At 73.0% G+C, this 22,399-nt stretch carries 20 protein-coding genes; 5 read left to right on the forward strand and 15 right to left on the reverse strand.

Annotated elements, in window-relative coordinates:
* Positions 1 to 46: 46 nt before the first annotated feature.
* Genes ACGFZW_RS04270 through ACGFZW_RS04290 form a run of 5 tightly spaced genes read right to left on the reverse strand, consistent with a single transcriptional unit; the run spans position 47 to position 6,239 of the window.
* Positions 47 to 1,105 (reverse strand): 2-hydroxyacid dehydrogenase, encoded by a 1,059-nt coding sequence (locus ACGFZW_RS04270; RefSeq protein ID WP_393891482.1) that lies wholly within the window; start codon positions 1,103 to 1,105, stop codon positions 47 to 49.
* 42 nt (positions 1,106 to 1,147) lie between these two features.
* Positions 1,148 to 1,774, reverse strand: a complete 627-nt coding sequence (locus ACGFZW_RS04275) for a histidine phosphatase family protein (RefSeq protein ID WP_393891483.1) — start codon at positions 1,772 to 1,774, stop codon at positions 1,148 to 1,150.
* A complete protein-coding gene (locus ACGFZW_RS04280; protein ID WP_393891484.1) occupies positions 1,771 to 3,285 on the reverse strand; it encodes an FGGY-family carbohydrate kinase in 1,515 nt (504 codons plus the stop codon). The genes ACGFZW_RS04275 and ACGFZW_RS04280 overlap by 4 nt, the downstream gene beginning before the upstream one ends.
* Positions 3,278 to 4,900: an FGGY-family carbohydrate kinase gene (locus ACGFZW_RS04285; RefSeq protein ID WP_393891485.1), complete on the reverse strand. Its 1,623-nt coding sequence runs from the start codon at positions 4,898 to 4,900 to the stop codon at positions 3,278 to 3,280. The genes ACGFZW_RS04280 and ACGFZW_RS04285 overlap by 8 nt, the downstream gene beginning before the upstream one ends.
* Before the next feature lie 13 nt (positions 4,901 to 4,913).
* Positions 4,914 to 6,239, reverse strand: a complete 1,326-nt coding sequence (locus tag ACGFZW_RS04290) for an MFS transporter (RefSeq protein ID WP_393891486.1) — start codon at positions 6,237 to 6,239, stop codon at positions 4,914 to 4,916.
* Between the two features lie 253 nt (positions 6,240 to 6,492).
* Here ACGFZW_RS04290 and ACGFZW_RS04295 point away from each other — a divergent pair, with 253 nt between their 5' ends.
* Complete coding sequence (locus tag ACGFZW_RS04295; protein ID WP_393891487.1) at positions 6,493 to 7,281, forward strand: DeoR/GlpR family DNA-binding transcription regulator; 789 nt, start codon at positions 6,493 to 6,495, stop codon at positions 7,279 to 7,281.
* Positions 7,282 to 7,318: 37 nt separating this feature from the next.
* Here ACGFZW_RS04295 and ACGFZW_RS04300 read toward each other — a convergent pair whose 3' ends face one another.
* The 3 genes from ACGFZW_RS04300 to ACGFZW_RS04310 form a co-directional block, all read right to left on the reverse strand.
* Positions 7,319 to 7,825 carry a hypothetical protein gene (locus ACGFZW_RS04300; protein WP_393891488.1) on the reverse strand — a complete coding sequence of 169 codons (507 nt, stop codon included), beginning with the start codon at positions 7,823 to 7,825 and terminating at the stop codon, positions 7,319 to 7,321.
* 161 nt (positions 7,826 to 7,986) lie between these two features.
* Positions 7,987 to 8,448 (reverse strand): acyl-CoA thioesterase, encoded by a 462-nt coding sequence (locus ACGFZW_RS04305; protein ID WP_393891489.1) that lies wholly within the window; start codon positions 8,446 to 8,448, stop codon positions 7,987 to 7,989.
* A 165-nt stretch (positions 8,449 to 8,613) separates the two neighbouring features.
* Positions 8,614 to 9,843 carry a S1 family peptidase gene (locus ACGFZW_RS04310; protein ID WP_393891490.1) on the reverse strand — a complete coding sequence of 410 codons (1,230 nt, stop codon included), beginning with the start codon at positions 9,841 to 9,843 and terminating at the stop codon, positions 8,614 to 8,616.
* A 102-nt stretch (positions 9,844 to 9,945) separates the two neighbouring features.
* Between ACGFZW_RS04310 and ACGFZW_RS04315 the strand changes: the two genes are divergently transcribed.
* Both ACGFZW_RS04315 and ACGFZW_RS04320 read left to right on the forward strand, forming a co-directional pair.
* Positions 9,946 to 10,485, forward strand: coding sequence for a cell wall hydrolase (locus tag ACGFZW_RS04315; RefSeq protein ID WP_393891491.1), 540 nt, complete (start codon positions 9,946 to 9,948; stop codon positions 10,483 to 10,485).
* A gap of 399 nt (positions 10,486 to 10,884) precedes the next feature.
* Positions 10,885 to 12,369, forward strand: coding sequence for a S41 family peptidase (locus tag ACGFZW_RS04320; protein ID WP_393891492.1), 1,485 nt, complete (start codon positions 10,885 to 10,887; stop codon positions 12,367 to 12,369).
* Positions 12,370 to 12,430: 61 nt separating this feature from the next.
* Here ACGFZW_RS04320 and ACGFZW_RS04325 read toward each other — a convergent pair whose 3' ends face one another.
* A complete protein-coding gene (locus tag ACGFZW_RS04325; RefSeq protein WP_393891493.1) occupies positions 12,431 to 13,792 on the reverse strand; it encodes a hypothetical protein in 1,362 nt (453 codons plus the stop codon).
* A 269-nt stretch (positions 13,793 to 14,061) separates the two neighbouring features.
* On the opposite strand from ACGFZW_RS04325, the gene ACGFZW_RS04330 reads away from it, so the two are divergent.
* Complete coding sequence (locus tag ACGFZW_RS04330) at positions 14,062 to 14,628, forward strand: hypothetical protein (protein WP_393891494.1); 567 nt, start codon at positions 14,062 to 14,064, stop codon at positions 14,626 to 14,628.
* 46 nt (positions 14,629 to 14,674) lie between these two features.
* On the opposite strand, the gene ACGFZW_RS04335 is transcribed toward ACGFZW_RS04330, so the two are convergent.
* The 6 genes from ACGFZW_RS04335 to ACGFZW_RS04360 form a co-directional block, all read right to left on the reverse strand.
* Positions 14,675 to 15,835 carry an acyl-CoA dehydrogenase family protein gene (locus tag ACGFZW_RS04335; RefSeq protein WP_393891495.1) on the reverse strand — a complete coding sequence of 387 codons (1,161 nt, stop codon included), beginning with the start codon at positions 15,833 to 15,835 and terminating at the stop codon, positions 14,675 to 14,677.
* Positions 15,832 to 17,013 (reverse strand): acyl-CoA dehydrogenase family protein, encoded by a 1,182-nt coding sequence (locus ACGFZW_RS04340; protein WP_393891496.1) that lies wholly within the window; start codon positions 17,011 to 17,013, stop codon positions 15,832 to 15,834. Before ACGFZW_RS04340 ends, ACGFZW_RS04335 begins: the two co-directional genes overlap by 4 nt.
* Positions 17,010 to 18,008, reverse strand: a complete 999-nt coding sequence (locus ACGFZW_RS04345) for an NADPH:quinone oxidoreductase family protein (RefSeq protein WP_393891497.1) — start codon at positions 18,006 to 18,008, stop codon at positions 17,010 to 17,012. Before ACGFZW_RS04345 ends, ACGFZW_RS04340 begins: the two co-directional genes overlap by 4 nt.
* Positions 18,009 to 18,324: 316 nt before the next feature.
* Positions 18,325 to 19,428, reverse strand: coding sequence for a glycosyl hydrolase family 18 protein (locus ACGFZW_RS04350; RefSeq protein ID WP_393891498.1), 1,104 nt, complete (start codon positions 19,426 to 19,428; stop codon positions 18,325 to 18,327).
* A 257-nt stretch (positions 19,429 to 19,685) separates the two neighbouring features.
* Positions 19,686 to 20,168 (reverse strand): hypothetical protein, encoded by a 483-nt coding sequence (locus tag ACGFZW_RS04355; protein WP_393891499.1) that lies wholly within the window; start codon positions 20,166 to 20,168, stop codon positions 19,686 to 19,688.
* 109 nt (positions 20,169 to 20,277) lie between these two features.
* Positions 20,278 to 20,928 (reverse strand): winged helix-turn-helix transcriptional regulator, encoded by a 651-nt coding sequence (locus ACGFZW_RS04360; RefSeq protein ID WP_393891500.1) that lies wholly within the window; start codon positions 20,926 to 20,928, stop codon positions 20,278 to 20,280.
* A 114-nt stretch (positions 20,929 to 21,042) separates the two neighbouring features.
* Here ACGFZW_RS04360 and ACGFZW_RS04365 point away from each other — a divergent pair, with 114 nt between their 5' ends.
* Positions 21,043 to 22,254 carry a pyridoxal phosphate-dependent aminotransferase gene (locus tag ACGFZW_RS04365; protein WP_393891501.1) on the forward strand — a complete coding sequence of 404 codons (1,212 nt, stop codon included), beginning with the start codon at positions 21,043 to 21,045 and terminating at the stop codon, positions 22,252 to 22,254.
* Positions 22,255 to 22,399: the final 145 nt, after the last annotated feature.

The raw sequence follows: 22,399 nt of genomic DNA on the forward strand, positions 1-22,399 counted from the left end.
CAGTGCCGGGCGTTCCGACCGGCAGCGGAAGGAAAATGACGTGGCGTCAGTCGACGGCCGCCGCCCACCGGTCGAGTACCTCGGGGTTGGCGCAGTGCGTCAGCGGCTCGCCCCGCAGATAGCGGCCGACCTCTTCGGCGACGATCCGCGCGGCCTTGTGCGCGACTTCCTGGCTGCCGCCCGCGATGTGCGGGGTGAGGACCACCCCGGGGACGGTCAACAGCCGGGACCCGGCCGGCAGCGGCTCCTCGGGGAAGACGTCGAAGCCCGCTCCGGCGAGCTGTCCGGATTCCAGCGCGTCGCAGGCGGCGTCGTAGTCGAGCAGGGCGCCCCGGGCGCAGTTGACCAGGACGGAGCCGCGCGGCATCGCGGCGATCTGCGCGCGGCCGATCATGCCCTTGGTCTCCTCGGTGACGCGGGCGTGCAGGGAGACGATGCGGGAGCGGCGGAGCAGGTCGTCGAGGGTGACCTGCTCGGCGATGCCGGTCAGCGCCTCGGGCCGCACGTAGGGGTCGTGGACGAGGACGTGGGCGCCCATGGCGTTCAGGACCTTGGCTACACGGCTGCCGATGGCGCCGAATCCGATGAGGCCGACGGTGGCGCCGTCGATCTCGATGCCGCAGTTGTCGTAGTCGTAGTAGTCGCCGCGCCAGGTGCCGCGGCGCAGGTCGGTGTGGGTGTCTCCGACACCGCGAGCGGCGGCGAGGAGCAGGGTGAGGGTGTGCTCCGCGGTGGCGGCGGCGTTGCGTCCCGGTGCGTTGCAGACCGCGACGCCATGCCGCGTTGCGGCGTCGAGGTTGGCGTTGACCGGGCCGCCGCGGCTGGTACAGAACAGCTTCAGGTCGGGGCAGTGGGCGAGGATGCGCTCGGTGAGCGGGCCGTGCTCGGTGACGCAGATCTCGACGCCCTGGAGGGCCTCGATCATCTCGTCCTCGCTGCCGGATGCCTCGATGACCTCGCCGACCGGGCCGAACGGCGTGTGCGGCCAGGGGAATTGCAGCTCGCGGACGTCGAGTGGCGCGTCCCCTGCCGCGGTGCGTACGGCCTCGGCGAACAGGCTCGGGTGGATGAAGTGGTTGCCGGCGGCGAGGACGGGGGTGCTCATGCGTGTTTCTCCTGAGGTGGCGGTGCCGGGTGGGCGGGAAGGTCAGCGAAGTGCCGGACTCTGCGCCATGGCGGGAACGTTGAAGCGCAGCAGCGCGGTCCGCCCCTCCTCGACCCGGATCTCGGTGAGGGCGCCGTTGTGCAGCTGGGGGAAGACCCGGCGGTAGTCGGCGAGCGGGATGCCGAGCAGATGGCAGAGCAACAGGCGCACCAGGGTGGAGTGGGCGACGAGCAGGATCCTGCCGTGGGGCTGCTCGCGGGCGATGTCGTGCAGGGCGGTGGCCGCGCGCTCCGCGGCCAGGCGCGGGTGTTCTCCGCCGGGCAGATGGCTGTCGACCGGGTCGGCGAGGAAGGCCGCGAGCTGCTCCGGGAAGCGCCGGCGCATCTCGTCCCTGGTCAGCCCCTCGCCCTCGCCGAAGTCGACCTCGCACAGCCGCTCGTCGATGCGCGCGGTGAGGCCGCAGCCGAGGGCGGCGGGCTCGGCGGTGAGCCGTGCCCGGGACAGCGGGGAGCTCCAGATCGCGGTGAGATCGGCGGTGGTGGCCCATTCGGCGAGCGTCGCCGCCTGCTCCCGGCCGTGCGCGGTCAGGGGCACGTCGCTGCGCCCGGCGTAGCGGTTCTCCGCATGCCAGACGGTCTCGCCGTGGCGTACGAGGATGAAGTCGGTCACTGCGTGGCCCTCCTGCGGGCGTGTGCGGCCACGGCCTGGTCGAGGTGGCCGCGGCGGGTGAGTTCGTCGATGAAGCGGAGATAGGCGGGCAGGTAGCGGGCGGTGCGGGCCGGTGACGGCTGGATCTCCTCGCCGATGCGGACCATGGCGGCGGCCGCGTCCTGGAGGCCGATGCCGGAGGAGGTGGCGGCGAGAACGGCCATACCGATGGCGCCCTCCGCCTGTGCGGGCAGGCGTACCGGCCGTCCGAGGACGTCGGCGCGCAGCCGGCACCAGTAGGCGTTGCGGGCGCCGCCGCCGGTGTAGGTGAGCGGCCCGTCCACCGGGGCACCGAGGTGGTGGAGATAGTCGAAGCAGAGGCGTTCGAGGCAGGCGACGCCGAGCAGCTGGGCGTGGAACTCGGCGGCGCGGTCGGGTACGTCACTGAGCACGAAGGGCTCCGCGTCGGGAGCGCGGAAGGGGAAGCGTTCGCCACCCGTGGAGACCAGGGGGTAGGCCACCGCGTCCGCGTCCAGGGCGGCGGCCTGCTCGGTGAGCGCGTCGAGGTCCTCGCCCGGGAAGTGCCGGGAGAGAACGCCCGCGCCGCTGCTGGAGGCGCCGCCCGGCAGCCAGTTCCCGTCCGGCCCGCGGTGGCAGTAGACCACTCCCGCCGGGTCGCGGATCAGGTGCGGGCTGCTGCCCTTGAAGACGAGGGTGGTGCCGAGGACCACGTTCCAGGCACCGGGGGCGAGCGCTCCGGCACCGATCTGGGCGGCGCAGCCGTCGGTCATGCCGGCGACGATGGCGGTGCCCGCCGGGATGCCGGTGGCCTCGGCGGCCTCGGCGCAGACGGAGCCGAGGACCGTGCCGGGGCGTACGACGTCCGGCAACAGCCCTTCGGGGATGTCGAGTTGCTTCATGACGTGGTGCGGCCAGCGTTCCTCGACGAGGTGGTAGCCGGTCTTGAGGGCGTGACTGGCGTCGCTGGGGACCTGGTGGCCGGCCAGCCGCCAGGTGATCAGGTCGACCTGGTGCAGCAGTCGCAGGCCCGCGCCGGCCGCCGGGTCGCGCTCGGGGGCGTGGTCCAGGAGCCGGCGGAGTTTGGGCAGTGCCCAGGACGGCTGCATGGTGCGGTAGCCCAGCTCCCGCCAGACCGCTTCGCCTGCTTCGTTGACGGCGGCGGCCTGCTCGGCGGCGCGCCCGTCGTCGTACATCTGGCCCGGCGTCAGCGGGTTGCCGGACGAGTCCGCGAGGAGGATCGTCCCGGAGGTGCCGTCGACGGCGAGCCCTCGGACCCGACGGGCGTCGATGCCGTCCAGGGCCTCACGGCAGGCGGCGGCGAGGGCGGTCCACCACTGCTCGGGGTCCTGTTCGTGGCGCGTGCCCTCGCGGTGACTGGTCAGCGGCCGGGAGGCGGCGGCGAGGAGCCGGCCGGTGCCGTCGACTGCGACGCAGCGGGCGCTCTGGGTGCCGAGGTCGAGGCCGAGCCAGACGCCGTCGAGGGTGGGGCCGGCGGTGCGGGGGTCAGACACGGGGGCCTCCGGGGGCGGTGCCGGTGGGGCGGCGGTGCGTGGTGGCGTCGGCGGGTGCGGCGGCGGGCGTGCCGGGGTCGGCGCTCGACGCGGGCTCGCCGGCGGGCTCCGCTCCCCCGCCGCCCCTCCACACCGCACTGCCGCGCCAGCCGGACTCCCTGACCAGCGCCCGCCGGTCGAGGAAGTCTTCGTAGAGCGCGGTGTAGAACTCGGTGCGTTCCGGATCTGGCTGCCAACTGCGCTGCATATGGACGTATTTGGCGGCCGCCCGGTGCATGCTGCTCTCGGCGCCCGAGCGGACGAGACCGGTCAGGAAGGCCCCCTTGGCGCCCAGTTCGGTGTCGCCGGAGCGGGCGGTGGGCACTCCCGTGGCGTCGGCGATCAGCGCGCACCACGCGTCGCTGTTGGCGCCGCCCCCGCACAGCCGCAGCTCGCTGATGTCCGTACGGGCGGCGGCCAGCGAGTCACGCAGGACCAGCGAGAGTCCGTCGAAGACGGCGCGGGCCATGTCGGCGCGCGAGTGTTCCAGGGACAGGCCCCAGAACGATCCGCGGGCGTCCGGGTCGAGAAAGGGAGCCCGCTCGCCCGCCGGGGACAGGTAGGGCAGGAACAGCAGTCCGCGGGCGCCCGGCTCCGACCGGAAGGCCAGCTCCGCCAGTTCGGGTGGCCCGGACAGGCCGAGCATGCGTGCGGCCCAGCCGAGCACTTCGGCACCGTTAAGCGTGGGGAAGGCGCGCAGCACCCGCTCTCGGCCCCGGTAGGCGATGTTGATGCCGGACGGCTCCCCGCCGGTGTCGACGTCGGTGCGGACGATCTCGGTGCACAGCGTGGTGCCGAGGATGCTGCACGCCTGGCCGGGGTTGACCACGCCGACACCGCGGGCGGTGGCGGCGATGTCGTACGGGGACATCACGACGGGCAGCCCGGCCGGCAGCCCCAGTTGGCCCGCCGCCTCGCCGGTGATCTCGGCGATCCGCTCCGACTCCCCCAGCACCGTGGGCAGCAGCCGCTCGTACGCGGTGAGGCCGAACAGGTCGAGGATCTGCGGGTCGTAGTCGCCGGTCGCGTGGTCGAGGAATGGCGCAGACGCATCGGACTCGTCGCTCGCGCGGACCCCGGTCAGGCGCAGGAAGAGCCAGCCCGCGGCGGTGAGGGAGGTGCGTGAGCGGGCCAGGCGGTCCGGGTCGTGGGCGGCGAGCCAGCTGAACAGGGCGTTGGGCATGCCGGCGCAGGTGAGGGAGCCGTTGCGGCGGAAGGCCGCTTCCAGGATGCCGTCGCGCTGCCAGCCGGCGACCAGCTCGCCGGCCCGTCCGTCGTTCCACAGGATGGCGGGACCGGTGGGGCGGCCGCGGTCGTCGACGAGCCAGGCGCCGTCGCCCTGGGCGGTGAAGGACACCAGCCAGACCGGGTCGGACTGCTCCGCCAGGTCGGCCAGCACGCTGCGGACGGTGAAGACGACGGCGTTCCAGACCGCTTCCATGTCCTGCTCGGCCCAGCCGGGGTGCGGTCGCAGCACCTCGGTGGCCTGGCGGGAGACCGCGATCTCGGCGCCCCGGTCGTCGAAGACGACCGACTTGATCATCGAGGTCCCGACGTCAATGGTCAGTACGGACATCAGTGAGGTCCTTTCACGCCGGGGCCGAGGCGGGGGCGGGATCGCCGTCCGGCCGGGCGTCGCCGGACCGGGCGCCGGTGCCGTCCGCGTCCGCCGGATCCGGGTCGTCGGGCAGCTTCAGGACGAAGGAGAGCACGGTGCTCACGGCGTACATCCCCGCGAAGATCCAGACGACTCCTTCGAGACCGAGTGGGCCCGCGAAGGCCGCGACGACGGCGGGGCCGACGAAGGTGCTCGCTCCCGCGCCCAGGTTGAGCGCGGCGAGCGCCTGCCCCTTGTGCCGCGGCTCCAGCGACGGCACCAACGCCGAAAGCGGTACATATCCTGCCAGCGTAGCCCCGTAGAAGGCGGCCACCACGAGCGCGAGCGGGAAGTTGGCGCCGGCCGCGTTCGGGACGTAGAAGAGCAGCAGGGTGCTGAGGGTGCAGCCGGCGCCGCCGAACCAGCCGATGGTGCGACGCCAGCCGAGCCGGTCGCCGACGACGCCGAACAGCAGGTTGGCGAAGATGTTGGTCGCGAACATCGCGCTGAGCAGGTGCAGCCACTCGGTGAGGGTGAAGCCGACGGCCCTGGTGAAGTGCAGCGGCATGATCACGAAGAAGCCGAACTGCGAGGCCGTGTTGATGACCCGCACGAGCGAGCCCACCCCGACCCGCGGGTTGCGCCACAGGATGGTGACACTGCCCAGGAGGGTGGCGAGCGGCCCCGCGTCCTCACTCCGCGGCTGCTTTCCGCCCCGGTCGTCGCGTACGAGCAGCAGGGCGATCAGGCCGCCGGCGGCGACCAGCGCGAGCGCGGCCCACAGGGTGGCGTAGGCACCGATGTGCGGGATGAGGCCGCTGGCGACCAGCGAGCCGAGAGTGGGCAGGCCGCCGGTGAAGGCGAACCAGAACCAGCCCATGGCCGTACCCAGGCGGGCCAGCGGCGCCACTCCGGCGATCCAGACCAGGAACCCGTAGGCGAAGAGCGGGTATCCCAGGCCGCGCAGGCCGTACCCGAGCATCATCAGCGGATAGCTGTTCATGGGGATGGCCGCGGTGAGGAAGAGCAGCTGGAAGAGCGCCCAGATGCCCAGCCCGGCCCACATGACGCGGCGCGGGCCCCACAGGTCGGACAGGACTCCGGAGAGCCAGGCGGCGACGGCGGCCGCGACGCCGTAGACGGTGAAGAGCAGCGCGACCCGGGAGTCCGAGACGCCCTCGTCGCTCAGGTAGGGCGAGAGATAGCCCGACTCGACACCGTCTCCGATCATGAAGAGGAGCAGCCCGAGGTATCCCCAGGCGAGGGTCGGTGGGATGCCGAGGCGTGTGATCAGTGAACGCGGAGGAGGGTTCTTCATCGAATCTCCCGTGTGTGCGGCGGCGGGCCGATGGGATGGATGCTGCGAGGGAACAGCTCGGCCGAAAGGGGAGTCAATGGCCGGGAATTTCTTCCCATCGCGGCGGCGACCTGCCGTGTTGCGTCAGCCGGGAGCCGCACGCGGGCGCCGCGGCGACGGGCCGGAGTACGTTAAATCCGTGCGAACATAACGCGGCGAATTCACACGCCGTGCCACGCACACTCGGGGCGCGGACGCCGGAGGGAGCGGTGCCATGGACCGGGTCGAGGCCCAGGAGGAGCGGCGGCGACGGATGCGGGAGGCCGTCATCGCCCGCGGCTTCGTACGCACCGCGGACCTCGCGGAGGAGTTCGCCGTCAGCCTGATGACCGCGCACCGTGATCTGGACGCCCTGCAGGCGCAGGGCTGGCTGCGCAAGGTCCGCGGCGGGGCGACGGGGCTGCCGTCGGCGCACTTCCACGGCAGCGTCGCGGAGCGGATGGCCACGATGGCGCAGACCAAGCAGCTGCTGGCGCGGGCCGCCGCGACACTGCTGGTCCCCGGTCAGACGGTGCTGCTCGACGACAGCACGACATGTCTGCTGTTGGCGCACCAGGTCGCCGAGCACACCCCGCTCACCGTGATCACCAATTCACTGCCGGCCATCACCACGCTGGCGAAGGAGCCGGGCATCTCCCTGATCACCCTGGGCGGTGCGTACTTCCCGGCATACGACGCCTTCATGGGGCTGCACACCGCGGACGCGGTCCGGGCCTTTCGCGCCGATGTCCTGTTCCTGTCCACCACCGCCGTCACCAACGGCCGCTGCTACCACACCTCGCCGGAGACGGTGCAGGTCAAGCGGGCGATGATGGAGAGCGCGGCGCGGCGGGTGCTGGTCGCCGACCACACGAAGTTCACCAAGGACGGGCTGTACGCGCTCGCGCCGCTGACCGACTTCGATCTGCTGATCGTGGACGACGGGCTTGCGCCCGACCATGTGCGGGCGGTGCGGGCGGGCGGCACCGAGGTGATGGTGGTGCCCGCCCGCGGCCAGGGGTGACGGGTGCGTGGCCGGCCGCTCCCGGCCGGTCAACGGCTCACAGCTGGTGCAGCCATGACACGAGCAGCACCGCTCCGGCCGCGACGACCAGGAGGGACAGCGCCAGGTACCGGCGGCGTGGCGGGGATCCGGCGGACGACGGCCGGTCCTGGGCGCCCAGAGCGACCAGTGCGCGCAGCAGCCACACGGCAGCCACGACGATCGGCACCGCGAGCGCGGCGTGTGCCGCCCAGGCACCCACCAGCGTCGGTCCGCCCCAGGAGTGCTGGTAGTCGTGCGCGTCCACCAGCGGGTACAGCGCGCCGTTCACGGCCGCCTGGGCGCTGATCAGGGCGATGAACCAGGCGACGACTCCGAGGCCGACGCCCAGCAGGGACGACAGCGCGTCGGCGAACCGCCCCCTGAACAGCTCACGGAGGAACCGGCCTGCGGACATCGGAAGCAGGACGATTCCCCGCCCGACTGCCGTCAGGCCGGGCCTGCCCACGGTCTTCGCGACGAACTCCCGGACGGGCGTGCGCGGTAACTGCTGCGTACTCTCCATGCCTTCACGATCACAGTCGCCGGGCGCCGGATCGATGGTGTCAGCACGAGGGCCGGGGGTGGGGCTGTCCCCCGCGACGGTGTGCCCGCACCGGTCCGCAGCCGGCGCGCTCCGGCCGAACCCCGGGTGTGCGCCGCGCGGCCCGCGGTGTGCGCTGTGCGTCAGTCGGCGGTCAGGCCGAGCAGCGTCGGGTCGGAGGCCAGTTCGCGGAAGGTCTGCCGGGGGTCCGTGAGCAGCTTGCGTGTGGTCAGGTCGAGCAATCCGCAGACGGCGCTCACCTCGGCGGCGACGGTCCCGTCCGTCTTCCGTACGGTCTGCTCGATCCGGAAGGTCCTGCCCTCGCCCCAGACGAACGCGCAGCTCACCTCCACCTCGTCACCGGCCCGCAGCTCCCTGCGGTAGCGGATGGTCGTCTCGACCGTGACCGGTCCGACCCGCCGGTCGACCAGGGTGCTCTGCCGGATACCGCTCGCCTGGAGCAGCGACCAGCGGGCGTGTTCTGCGTACTGCAGATACACGCTCTGGTTGAGGTGGCCCTGGGTGTCGGTCTCGTAGCCGCGGACGGTGACGGGCACCGCGAAAGGCTGCGCCGCGTCCGCCGCGGTCCTGGGCACGTCCGCCACGATCTCTCCCGCTCCCCGTGGGCGTGCCGCAGGCGGGCACACCGGACCGAATGGGTCTCCGGCCGCCCATCGTAGGCGCAGGCGATCACCGGCAAGGCGGCCGCTGCGCCGATCGCCCCGTGGCCGCTCGCCCGGCGAGGGCGCGGCCGTCAGGGACGGGCTCGCTCAGGAGGTCCCGGTCCGCAGGGTCAGGTCCCACTCGGAGAGCGCCTCCTCGACCGGCTGGAAGATGGTGAGGGTGTCGGAGCTGTCGCTGTCGCAGGTGGCGCTGCCGCCGCCGGAGTGCAGTCCGACGGCCTTGGGGGCGCCGGGCTGGGTGACGTACGAGCCGCCTGAATCCCCCGGCGCGGAGCAGGCGTTGGTGTACGAGAGCCCGTCGATGGTCACCGAGCCGTAGTCCACGGTCTGGTCGACCCGGGTGATCTCACCGCACCGCCAGCCGCTGGCCTGCCCGGAGCGGCAGACCGATGTGCCCTCCACACCCTCCTGCGAGCCGGTGACGGCGACCGGTGTGCCGCCCTGCCCGGCCACGTTCGGACTCAGGCTCCAGCCCGGCCGGTCCACCGTGACCAGGCCGAAGTCGCCGTCCGGCCCGTTGACGCTGTACCGCCCGCCCTCGTTGGACGTGCCGAGGCGGGTGTCGTCCTTGCCGTACGCGGGCTGGTCGGGGTCGTCGGTGCAGTGACCTGCGGTCAGAAAGCCGCGGCCGCCGTCCGCGTCGGTCACCGAGAAGCCGATCGAGCAGACCCCCTCCTTGCCGGGCATCCACTTCTCCCCGCCGACGATCTTCCCGCCCTGCTGGCGCGGCGACTGGTCGCTGCGTTCGATCCGGACCGGGATACCCGCGCGTGCGCCGAGGGAGCGCACCTCTTTTTCGAAGGCGTCGGTCTTCGCGGTGCGGGCCCTTCGGTCGATGCGCACGACCACTCCGTTGGCGCGCCCGTCCACACCCCAGCCGGTGACGCCCGGCACACCGTCGCCGGCCCTCCGGTCGATCTGCGCCACCAGCGTGGCGAGTTCGGCCCTGCTGTGCTTGACCCTCCGGGGCAGCGCTCCGGCGGTCCGTACCCGGTCCGCGTCGGCTGCCGCCGTGACGGCGACCACGAGCTTGCCGGTCGCCTTGTCGAACCACATCCCGGCGGCCGGTGCACTGAGGACCCGGCGTACCGCGTCGGCCGTGCGCTGCGCCTCGGCCTCCTGCGCGAGGCGCCGGCGCGCCTGCTCCGGTGTCAGCCCCAGGTCCCGGCGCATCGCGTCGAGCATGCCGCGGGACGAGGGCTGGGGCGTCGGGTCGGGCTGCGGCGCGGCATGCGCCTGGGGGAACGGGCCGACGGCAGCCATGAGGGCGGCCACGGTCACGCCCCACAGACCTGCCTTGCGAAAACGGCGTTGCATCGGGGGTCTCCTCGCGGGTCGAGTTCACGTCGGATCCGGCGTGTTGAGCCTGCTCGACCTCGTCGCGCGCGGCATGAGGGAGATTCCTTGCATGATGACCAGGTGACCACCGACGCCCCGCGCCAAGTCCCCGGCTCCCCGGGCCCGGACGTCCTCCGCCGGCTGCCGGAGGCGCTCCGCGGTGTCGCCTACTCGGCCGCCCGCCATCCGGTAGCCGGGGCACCCGATTGCCCCTCGGCCACCGCGGCCGGTGCGGGAGCCGGTCCGGCCGGCCTGGCCGAGGGCGCCAACTGCCAGCTCTACGCGTACGCGGTGCTCGGTCACTTCGGCCTGGTGGTCCCGGCGCTGCGGTCGTCCGAGCTGTGGGCGGATGACCGGGCCACCCGCCGTGTGGAGCGGCTGCGGCCTCTGGACCTGGTGCTCTTCGACGCCGGCCCGGCCGAAGACCGCCCGGCGGGGTACGGCGCGCACGTCGGTGTCCATGTGGGCGGCGACGCGGTCCTGCACCTGTGCCGGGAGGTCGGCCGTCCGGCCGTGTGGAGCTACGCCGATTTCGCGGCACGTCCGCGCTACGCCCGGTTCCTGGGCGCCAAACGGGTGGTCGGCACGGCGGTGGAGGACGGGACGACGCCGGGCGGCTGAGGGAGGGCACCCACGCGGGAGCAGCGGGCCTGGTCCGGCACGGCGCCGCAGCGGGAAACCGCCCCACGGCCGTGCGGAAAACCGCACCGCACAACGGGTGGATGCCCCATGGTGCGTGCCTGGCCCCGGCCGTCACGCTGATCATCGTCCGAAGCGAAGGGTGTGCTCACCCCGGCTGATCGGTGCGTACGGCGGCGTGCGGTCCCCGGCTCGTGTGCGGGGCGGCGGCGACACCGTGCGCACGCGAGCCGATGAGGCGGTCTGCGGCCCGCGCCTGCGCCGGTCCTCTGCCGTGAGAACCAGCGAGCGCTGCGCCGCGACGGCGCAGCCCCACCGGCCGGCCCCGCCGCGCCACGTGCACACCTTCCGCGGCCCAGCCCACACCAAGAGGTATCTCCCATGAATCACTCCGGCGCCCGGCCCCGGGACTCCCACCGCCCCCGCGGCGCGGTGGCGTTACTGCTCACCGCCCTCACGGCCGCCACCGCCCTGACCGCGGTCCCGGGCTGCGCCGGTCCGGCCCGCGCCGAGCGCTCCGGGCCACCGGCCCGGACCCCGGCCGACTCCCTGCAAGGTGTCTGGCGGATGGACGGCTACGGCACCCTCGTCACCCTCAGGGGCCGCAGCCTGCGGAGTTACGAGACCACCGGCATCAGCTGTCTGCCCGGCTCCGTGACGGGCACCCGCACCGGCCCTCCCGGAGCGCACGGCAGCCTCCGCTTCACGGTCCGGGGCTCGGCCCTGATCACCGTGGCACCGGCCGGCGCAGGCCGCGCCCAGCTGGTCATCGAGGACAACGTCGGCCGGCGCACGCTGCGTCGCATCGATGCCCTCCCTGACCGCTGCACCCGGCGCACGCCCCGCGATCCACGGACGGTCTTCGACGTCTTCTGGCGGACCTACGCCGAGAACTACCCCTTCTTCCGTGCCAAGGGGATCGACTGGGCGGCGGTCCGCGACCGCTTCCGGCCGCGGATCACGTCGAGGACCACCGATGACGAACTCTTCGCGGTGTTCCGCACGATGATCGAGCCGCTGCACGACGCCCACACCCGCGTGGTCGCCGGCGAGGACAAGTGGTTCGCGGGCATGCGTCCCGGCACGGTCCTGCCCACCCGCGAATCCATGGCCCGCATCGACAAGGCGATCGCCGCGAACCTGGGTCCCGGAGTCCCCCGGCAGCAGTGGGCCGACGGTCGGCTCGACTACGCGGACCTGCCGGGCCGCATCGGCTACCTTCGCGTCTCCTCCTTCGCGCAGTACACGAAGAAGGGCGACTACGCCGGCGACGTCGCCGCACTCGACCGCGCCCTGAACGCCGTCTTCACCAAGGCCCGTACGCAGGGCCCGACGTCCCTGCGCGGCCTGATCATCGACGTCCGGCTCAACGGCGGCGGCGCGGACCCACTCGGACTGCGCATTGCCTCCCGGCTCACCGACCGCCCTTACCTCGCCTACCGCAAGGTGGCACGCAACGCCCCCCACGACCCGGCCCGGTTCACCACACCGCAGCCGAGCCTGATCAGCCCGCACCCGGGCCCCGTCCACACCGGACCGGTCGCCGTCCTCACCGGCCGCCTCACGATCAGCGCGGGCGAGACCTTCACCCAGGCCCTGATGGGACGCTCCCCCGCCCCGCTGCGCATCGGCGAGAGCACGCAGGGCGTGTTCTCCGACGTCCTGGGCCGTACCCTCCCCAACGGCTGGACCTTCGGTCTGCCCAACGAAAAGTTCCTGACCGCCGACGGCCGCACCTTCGACGGCCCCGGCATTCCGCCCACCGTCCGCACCCCGGTCTTCACCGATGCCGAACTCTCCGCAGGGCAGGACTCCGCCCTCACTCGCGCCAGAGAGCTCCTCACCCGCGGGGCACCGTGGCGCTAGCCCCGGTCGCCGGTCGGTACAGGATCAGGAGGGCGTGCTGTTCCGGTGGCTGCGGCGGGCCTCAGAAGCCGCCGCCGAAGTCGCCACCGCCGCCGAAGCCACCGCCGTCGCCGAAGCCGCCACCGTCACCGAAGCCGCCGCCACCGCCGAAGTCACCGGAGTCGAAGTCGGAGCCGGAGCCGTCGCCGCCCTCCGCGCCGGTGAAGCCGTCGGCCGCGAAGGCGTGCGAGGACATCATCATGTTGCCGAGCAAGGTGCCCACCAGGAGACCGGGGAGCACGCCGCCGCCGAAGTACCCGCCGGCCCAGGGGCCGTAGACGGGGCCCGCCTCCCAGTACGGCCGGTCGCCGCCGGCGGTCCTGACCGTGCGGGACATCGGCTCCCGGCCCTCGTCGAGCCGGGCCTGGTCCGCCGCGCAGACCGGTACGGTGCGCTCCGCCCCGCCGGCCGGCGCCCACTGCGCATCGCTGACGGACGGGCCGTGGCGCGGGTCGAAGAAGCACGGCAGTCTGCGCTCCGGACGCGGCTCGCCCGCACGCCGGGCGGCGAGAGCGGCCAGCGAGAACCTGCCGTCCTCCAGGGCCTCGGTGACCGCGCGCACGTCTCCGGGGTGCTCGGCCTCCCCCATCGCCGACTTGGCGCTCTCGTAGGAGTCCAGCGCGTTGCCGTAGTCGGTGCGCATCGCGTCGTCGGCACCGGGCTCCCCCGGGCTGAAGTCGAGCCGGTCCAGCTCCTCGCCGAAGGCGGTGATGTCCTCGTCGACGACGACCCGCAGCTCCTCCAGCGCGGCACGCTCCTCCTCGGCCTTCCTCCTGCGGTTGCGGCGGGCGATGGCGTACGCGCCGCCGCCGCCGACCACGACGAGCACGCCGAGACCGATGGCCGCGCCGCTGCCGATGCCGGCGTCGTCCGTGCCGCCCCAGGCGGTGGGAGCGTGGCCGTTCGCCTGGTCGACGGCCCCGTCGACGAAGCTGTTGAGGCGCTGCTCGACCGTGGGGTAGTCGGAGCGGTTGACCGACCCGACGAGGTTCTGGACGGAGTTTTGGGACATCACCCGGGCGTCGGCCCCGGCGTCGAAGCGGTCACCGAGTTCCACGGCGTAGACACCGCTGATGCCGACCTTCGTCCGCAGGTCCTGCAGCAGGGTGCCGGGCCGGTATTCCGCGGCCTGCGGCAGCACGGCGACGAAGATCGGCTTGCCGGAATCCTTGATCTTCTTCTCCAGCACATCGGCTTCCCCGGCGGAGAGCTTGTCCGACGCACGGGGATCGACGTAGACGGGGCCCTGCTTCAGGCTCCCCGCGGCCTCGTCGAGGCCGCCGGCGGCCTGCGCGCCGGATGCCAGCGCGGCGACCACCGCCAGCATCGCGGCCACCAGCAGCAGCACCGGCCCGAACAGCACACGACGAGTTGCGGTTTTCATACTTACGACGCTACCGCGAACAGGCGTTTCGGGACATAAGTGGCGACGGGATCGGCTACGACCCGTGGCGTAAGCCCGGTCGGGCGCCTCGGGACACCGGCCGGGACAACCGTGGGACAGCTGTCCGGACGGTGCGGAAAGTGCCGCGCGGCCCGTGGGGCGGCACTCGGGTGATGGCCATCCAGGTGATCACTTCGCGTGCCGTTTTTGATGGTCGAGCGGCCGGGGATGTTCCGCCACGTCCCCTCCCCCGAGGAATCGAGGACACGATGCGCAGGGCCATCTCGATGGCCACCTCCGTGGCCATCGCCGTTTCCGCCGGTGCGATCGGCTATCTGTTGGTGCTCGTACGGACCCCACCGGACGACGGTGCCGCGCCGGGCGGCCCGTCGGCCGTCACCTCGTTCGCCCCCCTGCCCGGACAGCCGGGTGCGCCCGGACCGACGAAGGGTTCCGCGGCCCGCGCCGTCACCACGGGCCTGGGCGCGCTGCCGCAGCACACCGCCGTTCCCTCCCCGGTTCCCGCGGCCGACCCCCAGGCGGGGCGGATCGAGGTGACGGCTCCGCCGCGTGGACTGACCTTCCGGGTCAACGGCAGCTTCACCGTCAGCTGGAAGAACACCACCGGCGAGAACGTGAACGTGTGGCTGCACACGCCGAGCAAGACGCGCCCGCAGCGGCTGGTGATGGTGGCCCCCCGAGCGGGCCGCAAACCGGTCGACGAGGCCATCGTGACGCTGCCCCGGGTGCCGGCCGGCCCCACCTACCGGCTGGAGGTGACGGCCGCCTACGGTCCGGCGAGCGGCTTCAGCAACACCTTCGCCATCACCGGCTGACCGGCGGTGTCCGGCCGCCCCCCTCGTGCGGCCGGACGCCGCCGTCCTACGGGGCGCTCAGCCCGACCAGTTCCGCCAGGCCGTCGCGATGCCGCCCCGGTGTCCCCAGAGCGACCTCGTCGCTCTTCGCCCGCTTGAGGAACAGATGCGCCGGGTGTTCCCACGTCATGCCGATACCGCCGTGCAGCTGCACGCACTCCTCGGCCGCCCGTACCGCGACCGGAGCGCAGTACGCCTGGGCGACGGCCACCGCCACCGCGGCGTCCGGACCGTCACCGGCCAGCGCGTCCGCGGCGTTGCGGGCGGCGGCGCGGGCCGAGGCGACCTCCAGCCAGAGGGCGGCCATCCGGTGCTTGAGCGCCTGGAACGAGCCCACGGGGCGGCCGAACTGGGTGCGCTCCGCCGTGTACCGCACGGTTTCGTTCAGGCACCATTCGGCGACGCCGAGCTGCTCCGACGCGAGCAGCCCCGCGCCGGTCAGCACGGCATGCTCCACGGCGGCGCGGGCGCGGTCGCCGGTGGCCAGGAGGCGCCCACGAGCGCCCTCGAAGGCGAGGTGGCCGAGGCGGCGGGTGAGGTCGAGGGAGGTGACCGGCTCGGTGCGTACGCCCTCCGCCCCTGCCTCGACCGCGTGGAGGGCGGGCCCGTCGGGCCCCTGTGCCAGGACGAGCAGGACATCGGCTGCCGCGGCGTCCGCGACCGAGGTCACGCGTCCGGTCAGCGCACCGTCCGCTTCGGCCCGCACCGTCGCCTCGGGCACCGCGCCGGGGGCGGTGGGCAACGGCAGTGCGAGGACGCCCACGGTGCGGCCCTCGGCGAGCGCGCCGAGCAGGGTCGCCACGTCCTCCTGGGCGGTGTCGCAGCCCAGCAGCGCGGTCACCGCGAGAACGCCGCTGGTCAGGTAGGGCACAGGGGTGACGAAGCGCCCCAGCTCCTCCAGCACGACGGCGGCCTCGCGGGCGCTCGCGCCCTGCCCGCCCAGCTTCTCCGGCACCAGCAGGCCCGCGGCGCCGATGTCCGTGGCGAGCGCGCGCCACAGGGCGGAGTCGTACGGGGCGTCCGTTTCCAGGCCGGCGATGACGGTGGGGGCGTCGCTGCGGGCGGTGAGCAGCGCCCGTACGGCGGCGCGCAGTGCGTCCTCGTCCTCGGAGTAGAGGAGGTCGGGGTCGGGCGTCGGAGCGGTCGGCCCGGGGGTCGAGGCGGTCATCGGGGGAGGTCCTTCCACGCGACGTCCTTGTCGGTGCGTGGCTCGGGCGGCAGCCCCAGCACGCGTTCGGCGACGATGTTGAGCAGCACTTCCGAGGTGCCTCCCTCGATGGAGTTCCCCTTGGCGCGCAGGTAGCGGTAGCCGGCCTGCCGGCCGGTGAAGTCGACGCCCTCGGGGCGGCGCAGCGTCCAGTCGTCGTAGGTCAGGCCGTCCTCGGCGAGGAACTCCACCTCCCAGCCGCTGATCTCCTGGGCGAGCCGGGCGAAGGCGAGCTTCATGCCCGATCCCTCCGGACCCGGCTGGCCCTTGGTGAGCTGCTGGCGCAGCCGTTCGCCGGTGAGCCGGGCGACCTCGGCCTCCACCCACAGCCTCAGCAGCCGCTGGTGCAGATCGTGGGTGCGCAGTTCGGGACGCGTGCGCCAGTCGTCGGCGGCGACGCCGATCATGCCGCCCTCACGGGGCATGCGGGCGCCGCCGATGGCGACCCGCTCGTTCATCAGCGTGGTCTGGGCGACCCGCCAGCCCTCGCCCACCTCGCCCAGGCGGTGGGCATCGGGGATGGTGACTCCGGTCAGGAAGACCTCGTTGAACTCGGCCTCGCCGGTGATCTGCCGCAGCGGCCTGACCTCGACGCCCGGGTCGCTCATGTCGCACACGAAGTAGCTGATGCCGCGGTGCTTGGGCAGGTCGGGGTCGGTGCGGGCGATCAGGATCGCCCAGCGGGCGAGGTGCGCACTGGAGGTCCAGACCTTCTGGCCGTCGACGACCCAGCGGTCGCCGTCGCGCACCGCGCGGGTGCCGAGCGCGGCGAGGTCGGATCCGGCGCCCGGCTCGCTGAACAGCTGGCACCACACCTCCTCACCGGTCCACAGCGGGCGCAGGAAGCGCTGCTTCTGCTCGTCGGTACCGAAGCGCAGGATGGTCGGCGCGGCCATGCCCAGGCCGATACCGATGCGTCCGGGGTCGTTGCCCGGGGCGCCGGCGGCGTCCAGCTCGGCGTCCACGACGGCCTGCAGTGCGCGCGGCGCGTCCAGGCCGCCGAGCCCTTCGGGGAAGTGGACCCAGGCGAGCCCCGCGTCGAACCGGGCACGCAGGAAGTCCAGGCGGTCGGTGGTGGCGGGCGGGTGCGCTGCGAGCAGTTCCGCGGTGCGCCGGCGCAGGTCCTCGGCGTCGGTCATCGTGCCTCCCCCGCTCCGGGAAGGACGACGAGCCGGCCGGTGGACGTGCCGTCCGCGACCCGCTGTACGGCCTCCGCGGCGTCCTCCAGCGGGACGCGCCCGCCGATGAGCGGCTTGATGACGCCCTGCGCGGCGAGCTTGGTGAGCTCCTCGTGGCAGGCGTCGATCGCGGCCGGGTCCTTGGTGTTGTACAGGCCCCAGTGCAGCCCCAGGATCGCGTAGTTCTTCACCAGCGCGTGGTTGAGGGCGGGCGTGGGGATCGCACCGCCGGCGAAGCCGACGACGATGATGCGGCCCTCGAAGGCGATGCACTTGACGGACTTGGCGTAGGCGTCGCCGCCGACCGGGTCGTAGACCACGTCGGCGCCGCGGCCCGCGGTGGCTTCCTTGACGGCGGCGATGATGTCGTCGGTGCGCCGGTCGAGGACGAGGTCGCAGCCCAGTTCGCGGGCGACGCGGGCCTTCTCCTCGCCGCCGACCACGCCGATGACCTGCGCGCCCGCGGCCTTGCCCAGCTGGACGGCGGCGCTGCCGACGCCACCCGCCGCGGCGTGGACCAGCAGCGTCTCGCCGGCCTGGATCCGGGCCCGGCGGTGCAGCCCGAACCAGCCCGTCTGGTAGCCGATGTGCAGGGCGGCGGCCTCCGCGTCGTCGAGTGCCTCGGGGGCGGGGCGCACGGTGGCCGCGTCGACGACGGCGAGCTCAGCGAATCCCCCGTCGGGCAGCGGCGGCTGGGCCAGGACACGCTGTCCGACCTCGCCTGCCGCGCCCTCGCCGACGGCCAGGACCTCGCCGCAGATCTCCACTCCCGGGGTGAACGGCAGCGGCGGCCGCACCTGGTACTGGCCGCGGCACAGCAGCGCGTCCGGAAAGTTGATGTTGGCGGCCCGTACCCGCAGCAGCAGCTGCCCCGGGCCTGCCTGCGGGTCCGGCACCTCTTCCAGCCGCATCACCTCACGCGGCTCGCCGTTCGCGTGTACGCGCCATGCCTTCACCTGGTGCCTCCACAGACGTTGAATACGCGGGTGGCGTGGGGGCTCGCCGGCCCTCTCGCCACCGGCATACTAAGCGGTCGGTATCCCTGAGGGAACAGTCTCCGGCAGTCCGTGGCCGCCACCACCGCCCGCCGGCGCCCGGACCCGGCCCACGGCGACCGGGCGCCGGGCCTCCCTCACGCCGCGTGCGGACGCGGGGCGGCACCCCGAAGAACGACAACTCGCCGCATGAGTCGGCGAGTTGTCGCTGCGGAACGTCTGCTTCAGAGGCGGTGCGCCGCCCGCGGCCGGCTCGCCGCCAGCGGAGACGCTTCGGCTACTCCCCGCGGAGCGCGGCCCAGGTGTCCGGGTCCTCGAACCCGAGCGCCCACAGACCGGTACCTTGCACGCCGTACTTCTCCAGCAGCGGCATGTGCGCGCGGACGCCGCGGGCGTCCTGGTACCAGACCTCGTGCGTGCGGCCCCCCTTCTGGTAGGTGAAGTACGGGGTGCCCGACGCGTCGTCGAAGTGGTAGCCGACACCTTCCTGCCTGCGCAGCGCGTCGGCTTCCTTCCAGGTCAGATGGTGCGCGCGCGCCTTGACGCCGGTGGTCCAGTCCCAGCCGTAGCCGGGGAAGGACACCTCGATCCGGTTCCTGGGGATGGTGTCGGTGGCGTAGCGGAGGAAGTCCTCGTACCAGTCCGTCGCGGACAGCGGCCCGGCCTCGCCACCCGCCCAGTGCAGGTCGTAGCCCATGATGCGGATGCGGTCGGCTACCTTGCCGAGCTCCTCGTAGTCGAACGCCTTGCCGTTGCCGCGGGCGCGGGCCATGACGGTGATCACGCACTGCTTGCCCCGCGCGTGCAGCCGCGCGCACAGGTCCTTCGCCAGCGCGTTGTAGCCGGTCCTGACCCGATCGCGGGCTGCGCTGTCACCGGTGACGGCCATCCGTTCGTAGTCCAGGTCGAGCCCGTCGTACGCGCGGCTCTGCACGAGTTCCATCAGGGCGTCGACATGCGCGGTGCGGCGCTCGGGGTCGTGCATCAGATCGGCCATCTCATCGGCCGCGAGGGTCTCGGTGACCGTGGGCACCACCTTGATGCCGGCCTCGTGCAGTCCGTCGATGATGCGGATCGACCCGGCGCCGGGATGGCTCTTGACGGTGGCGGCGGACGCCTCGTACCAGAAGGGGCTGACGGTGTGCAGCTGGTCGGCATGCTGCAGCGCGTCCTGGAACGCCTCCTCGGTGTCGCCCCAATAGGGGAGCCAGGCCGAGCCGGTGCGCCGGGTTCCGTCCGGGTCGGCCGAGCCGTTCGCGGGGGCGCGGGACGGCAGCGGGGTCGTGGCCCCGACGGCCGCCGGGGTCGCGGCGGCCAGCGTCACCGCGGCCAGCAGAAGAGTGAGTCCGGTTCTTATTCGGGAAACTGATGCGTGGTCCATTTCCCGAGCTTCACCCGCCGTTGCCGGACCCGCCCCGTCTGATCGGCCGAACGGAGGGACGGCGCCCGGCGTGCTGCCGGACGGGTGAAGGGGCCTGACGACGCGTAGGACGGCGCCGCGGATCCCGCCGCGCCCGGGGCGCCGGCCCGGAAGACCGGCTGCGGAGCCGCCTGTGCCACGAACGGCCGTACGACTCCCCCGCAGTCGGTCGGGACGCCCCGCGCCCCGTACGCCCCGTCGCCACGTTCGCCCGGTGGCTAGGTACGCCCCGTGCGCTCCTGGGCATCCCGCACGGCCTCCGAGGGCACGGCCCAACGGGCGCGTATCACGGGAAAGCCGGCCTGCTCGCAGGCGTCACAGACCAGCTCGTCGTCGTCGACGAGCCACCTGACCTCGCGGTCGCGGGCGATCCGGCGGAGAATCTCGAGCTTGGTCTGCCGGGCCGGGCGGCGGTCGTTGCCCGGGCGCATCCACAGCCGGCCCTCCGGGAGGCCGTGCCGGGCCAGCCAGTCGAGGGTGTCCCGCCGGCACTGCTCGGGGCGGCCGGTGAGGTAGACGACCTCGCAGTCCTCGGCGCTGCGCAGCGCCAGGTCCACGCCCTCGGGCAGCGGTGGGTCCTCGGGTGCCGCCGCGAAGAAGCCCTTCCAGTCTCGGGGGGCGCGCTCCAGCAGATGCTGGCGGTGGCGGGCGTCGGAGAGGGTGCCGTCGAGGTCGAAGACCGCCAGGGGCCGCGTCGTCATACCGGTGTCGTCCTCATGTCTCTCGCTGCGTGCGCAGCTGCCGGAGCGTGCGCCGGGGCGCGGCCGTTCGGGGATGGCCGCCCGCACGGCGCCAAGGCGGCCCCGCGGTTCAGGCCGTGACCTGCCCGTCCGCCGGCCCCGCGGGCAGGGTGACGGCGATCCGGCCGGACGCGATGCCCTCGGCGAGCGAGAGCCGATCGTACGCGACGTCGGCGCAGGTGGCGGTGTCCATCCGCAGACGGACATCGGGGCGCTCGGCCGGCCCGTCGGCATAGGCGGGGCCGTCCGCGCCGAGGGTGACGTGGAACTCGCCTTCGTCCAGGGCGATGCCGACGACCCCGACGGCGTCGACGGCGTCAGGAGCTTCGGTGAAGTGGTGGGCGAGCCGGGCGAGGAGCGGTACGGCGAACCAGTGGGCCCGCACCGCGTCCGTGGGGCGCCGCTCGCCGAGCGCGGGAGCGCCCCAGTCGGCGAGCGCACCGAGCGCCGGCAGCAGGGCGTGCCCGCGGGGGGTGAGTTCGTAGACGAAGGCGGCGCCTGGCGGGGCGAGCCTGCGGCGGAGGACGAGGCCGTCGCGCTCCATGTCCTTCAGCCGGGAGGCGAGCATGTCGGTGCTGACGCCCGGCAGGTCGGCGTGCAGGTCGGTGTAGCGCCGGGATCCGCCCAGCAGCTCCCGGACGATCAGGAGCGTCCAGCGGTCGCCCACGGCGTCCAGGGCTCGGGCGACGGCGCAGTACTGGTCATAACTTCGGCGCGGCATGCCCCCAGCATAGACAAGTAGTTGGACTTTCCAAGTCGCTACTTGGTAAAACCAAGTACGGTAGGACGAATGCTGCCGCGCCGCGCGGTGAGCGAAAGACCGGGAGGCCGCCGCATGCAGTTCAAGCAGTCGAACAAGTTGGCCGACGTCTGCTACGAGATCCGGGGGCCGGTCATCCGGCACGCGGACGCGCTGGAGGAGGCGGGCCACAGCGTGCTGCGGCTGAACACCGGAAATCCGGCGCTCTTCGGCTTCGAGGCTCCCGAAGAGATCCTCCAGGACGTGATCCGCAACCTCTCGCAGGCGCACGGCTACACCGATGCGCGCGGCATCCTCTCCGCCCGCCGCGCGGTGGCCCAGCACTACCAGCAGAACGGACTGGCGGATGTCGGTGTCGATGACGTCTACCTCGGCAACGGCGTCTCCGAGCTGGTCTCCATGGCCGTCCAGGCGCTCCTCGACGACGGCGACGAAGTGCTCATCCCCGCTCCCGACTTCCCGCTCTGGTCCGCCGTCACCACCCTGGCCGGCGGCAAGGCGGTGCACTACCTCTGCGACGAGTCCGCGGACTGGCTGCCGGACCTCGACGACCTCGCCTCGAAGATCACCGACCGGACCCGGGCGCTGGTGATCATCAACCCCAACAACCCCACCGGTGCCGTCTACCCGAGGGAACTGCTGGAGGGCATGCTCGATCTCGCCCGGCGCCACGGGCTGATGGTCTTCGCCGACGAGATCTACGACCGCATCCTGTACGACGACGAGGTCCACCACCACGCCGCGGTGCTCGCGCCGGACCTGGTGTGCCTGACCTTCAGCGGCCTGTCGAAGTCCTACCGCGTCGCCGGTTTCCGCTCCGGCTGGCTCGTCGTCTCCGGCCCCCGGCAGCACGCCGCCGACTATCTGGAGGGTCTGGGCATCCTGGCGTCCATGCGGCTGTGCCCGAACGCGCCCGCGCAGTACGCGATCCAGGCGGCGCTGGGCGGACGCCAGAGCATCAAGGATCTCGTGCTGCCCGGCGGCAGGCTGCGCGAACAGCGCGACCGCGCCTGGGAACGGCTGAACGAGATCCCGGGCGTCTCCTGCGTCAAGCCCAAGGGGGCGCTGTACGCGTTCCCCCGGCTGGACCCGGCCGTGCACAAGATCCACGACGACGAGAAGTTCGTCCTCGACCTGTTGCTGCGGGAGAAGATCCAGGTCGTCCAGGGCACCGGCTTCAACTGGCCGCGCCCCGACCACTTCCGCATCCTCACCCTCCCCCACGCCGACGATCTCGACGCGGCGATCAGCCGGATCGGCCGCTTCCTGGCCGGGTACCGGCAGTGACCATGGCGCTCACCACCGGCGGAGCGCCCGGGCGGCTCCGCGTTGCGCCACTTTGCGCCACTTTTTTCGCAGCAGGCTTCCCTCGCCTCACTGCACTCATCGCGTCCCAGCACCCACGTCCGTCACTCGAACGGGTGTAGCCCCT

It is taken from the genome of Streptomyces sp. NPDC048248 (genome assembly GCF_043201875.1).
Classification (GTDB): Bacteria; Actinomycetota; Actinomycetes; order Streptomycetales; family Streptomycetaceae; genus Streptomyces.

Coding starts and splice junctions, on each gene's coding strand:
- ACGFZW_RS04325 (WP_393891493.1), bottom strand. CDS start 13,792: ATGAAAACCGCAACTCGTCGTGTGCTGTTCGGGCCGGTGCTGCTGCTG.
- ACGFZW_RS04365 (WP_393891501.1), top strand. CDS start 21,043: ATGCAGTTCAAGCAGTCGAACAAGTTGGCCGACGTCTGCTACGAGATC.
- ACGFZW_RS04295 (WP_393891487.1), top strand. CDS start 6,493: ATGGACCGGGTCGAGGCCCAGGAGGAGCGGCGGCGACGGATGCGGGAG.
- ACGFZW_RS04285 (WP_393891485.1), bottom strand. CDS start 4,900: ATGTCCGTACTGACCATTGACGTCGGGACCTCGATGATCAAGTCGGTC.
- ACGFZW_RS04300 (WP_393891488.1), bottom strand. CDS start 7,825: ATGGAGAGTACGCAGCAGTTACCGCGCACGCCCGTCCGGGAGTTCGTC.
- ACGFZW_RS04290 (WP_393891486.1), bottom strand. CDS start 6,239: ATGAAGAACCCTCCTCCGCGTTCACTGATCACACGCCTCGGCATCCCA.
- ACGFZW_RS04340 (WP_393891496.1), bottom strand. CDS start 17,013: ATGACCGACGCCGAGGACCTGCGCCGGCGCACCGCGGAACTGCTCGCA.
- ACGFZW_RS04360 (WP_393891500.1), bottom strand. CDS start 20,928: ATGCCGCGCCGAAGTTATGACCAGTACTGCGCCGTCGCCCGAGCCCTG.
- ACGFZW_RS04330 (WP_393891494.1), top strand. CDS start 14,062: ATGCGCAGGGCCATCTCGATGGCCACCTCCGTGGCCATCGCCGTTTCC.
- ACGFZW_RS04355 (WP_393891499.1), bottom strand. CDS start 20,168: ATGACGACGCGGCCCCTGGCGGTCTTCGACCTCGACGGCACCCTCTCC.
- ACGFZW_RS04270 (WP_393891482.1), bottom strand. CDS start 1,105: ATGAGCACCCCCGTCCTCGCCGCCGGCAACCACTTCATCCACCCGAGC.
- ACGFZW_RS04335 (WP_393891495.1), bottom strand. CDS start 15,835: ATGACCGCCTCGACCCCCGGGCCGACCGCTCCGACGCCCGACCCCGAC.
- ACGFZW_RS04320 (WP_393891492.1), top strand. CDS start 10,885: ATGAATCACTCCGGCGCCCGGCCCCGGGACTCCCACCGCCCCCGCGGC.
- ACGFZW_RS04350 (WP_393891498.1), bottom strand. CDS start 19,428: ATGGACCACGCATCAGTTTCCCGAATAAGAACCGGACTCACTCTTCTG.
- ACGFZW_RS04310 (WP_393891490.1), bottom strand. CDS start 9,843: ATGCAACGCCGTTTTCGCAAGGCAGGTCTGTGGGGCGTGACCGTGGCC.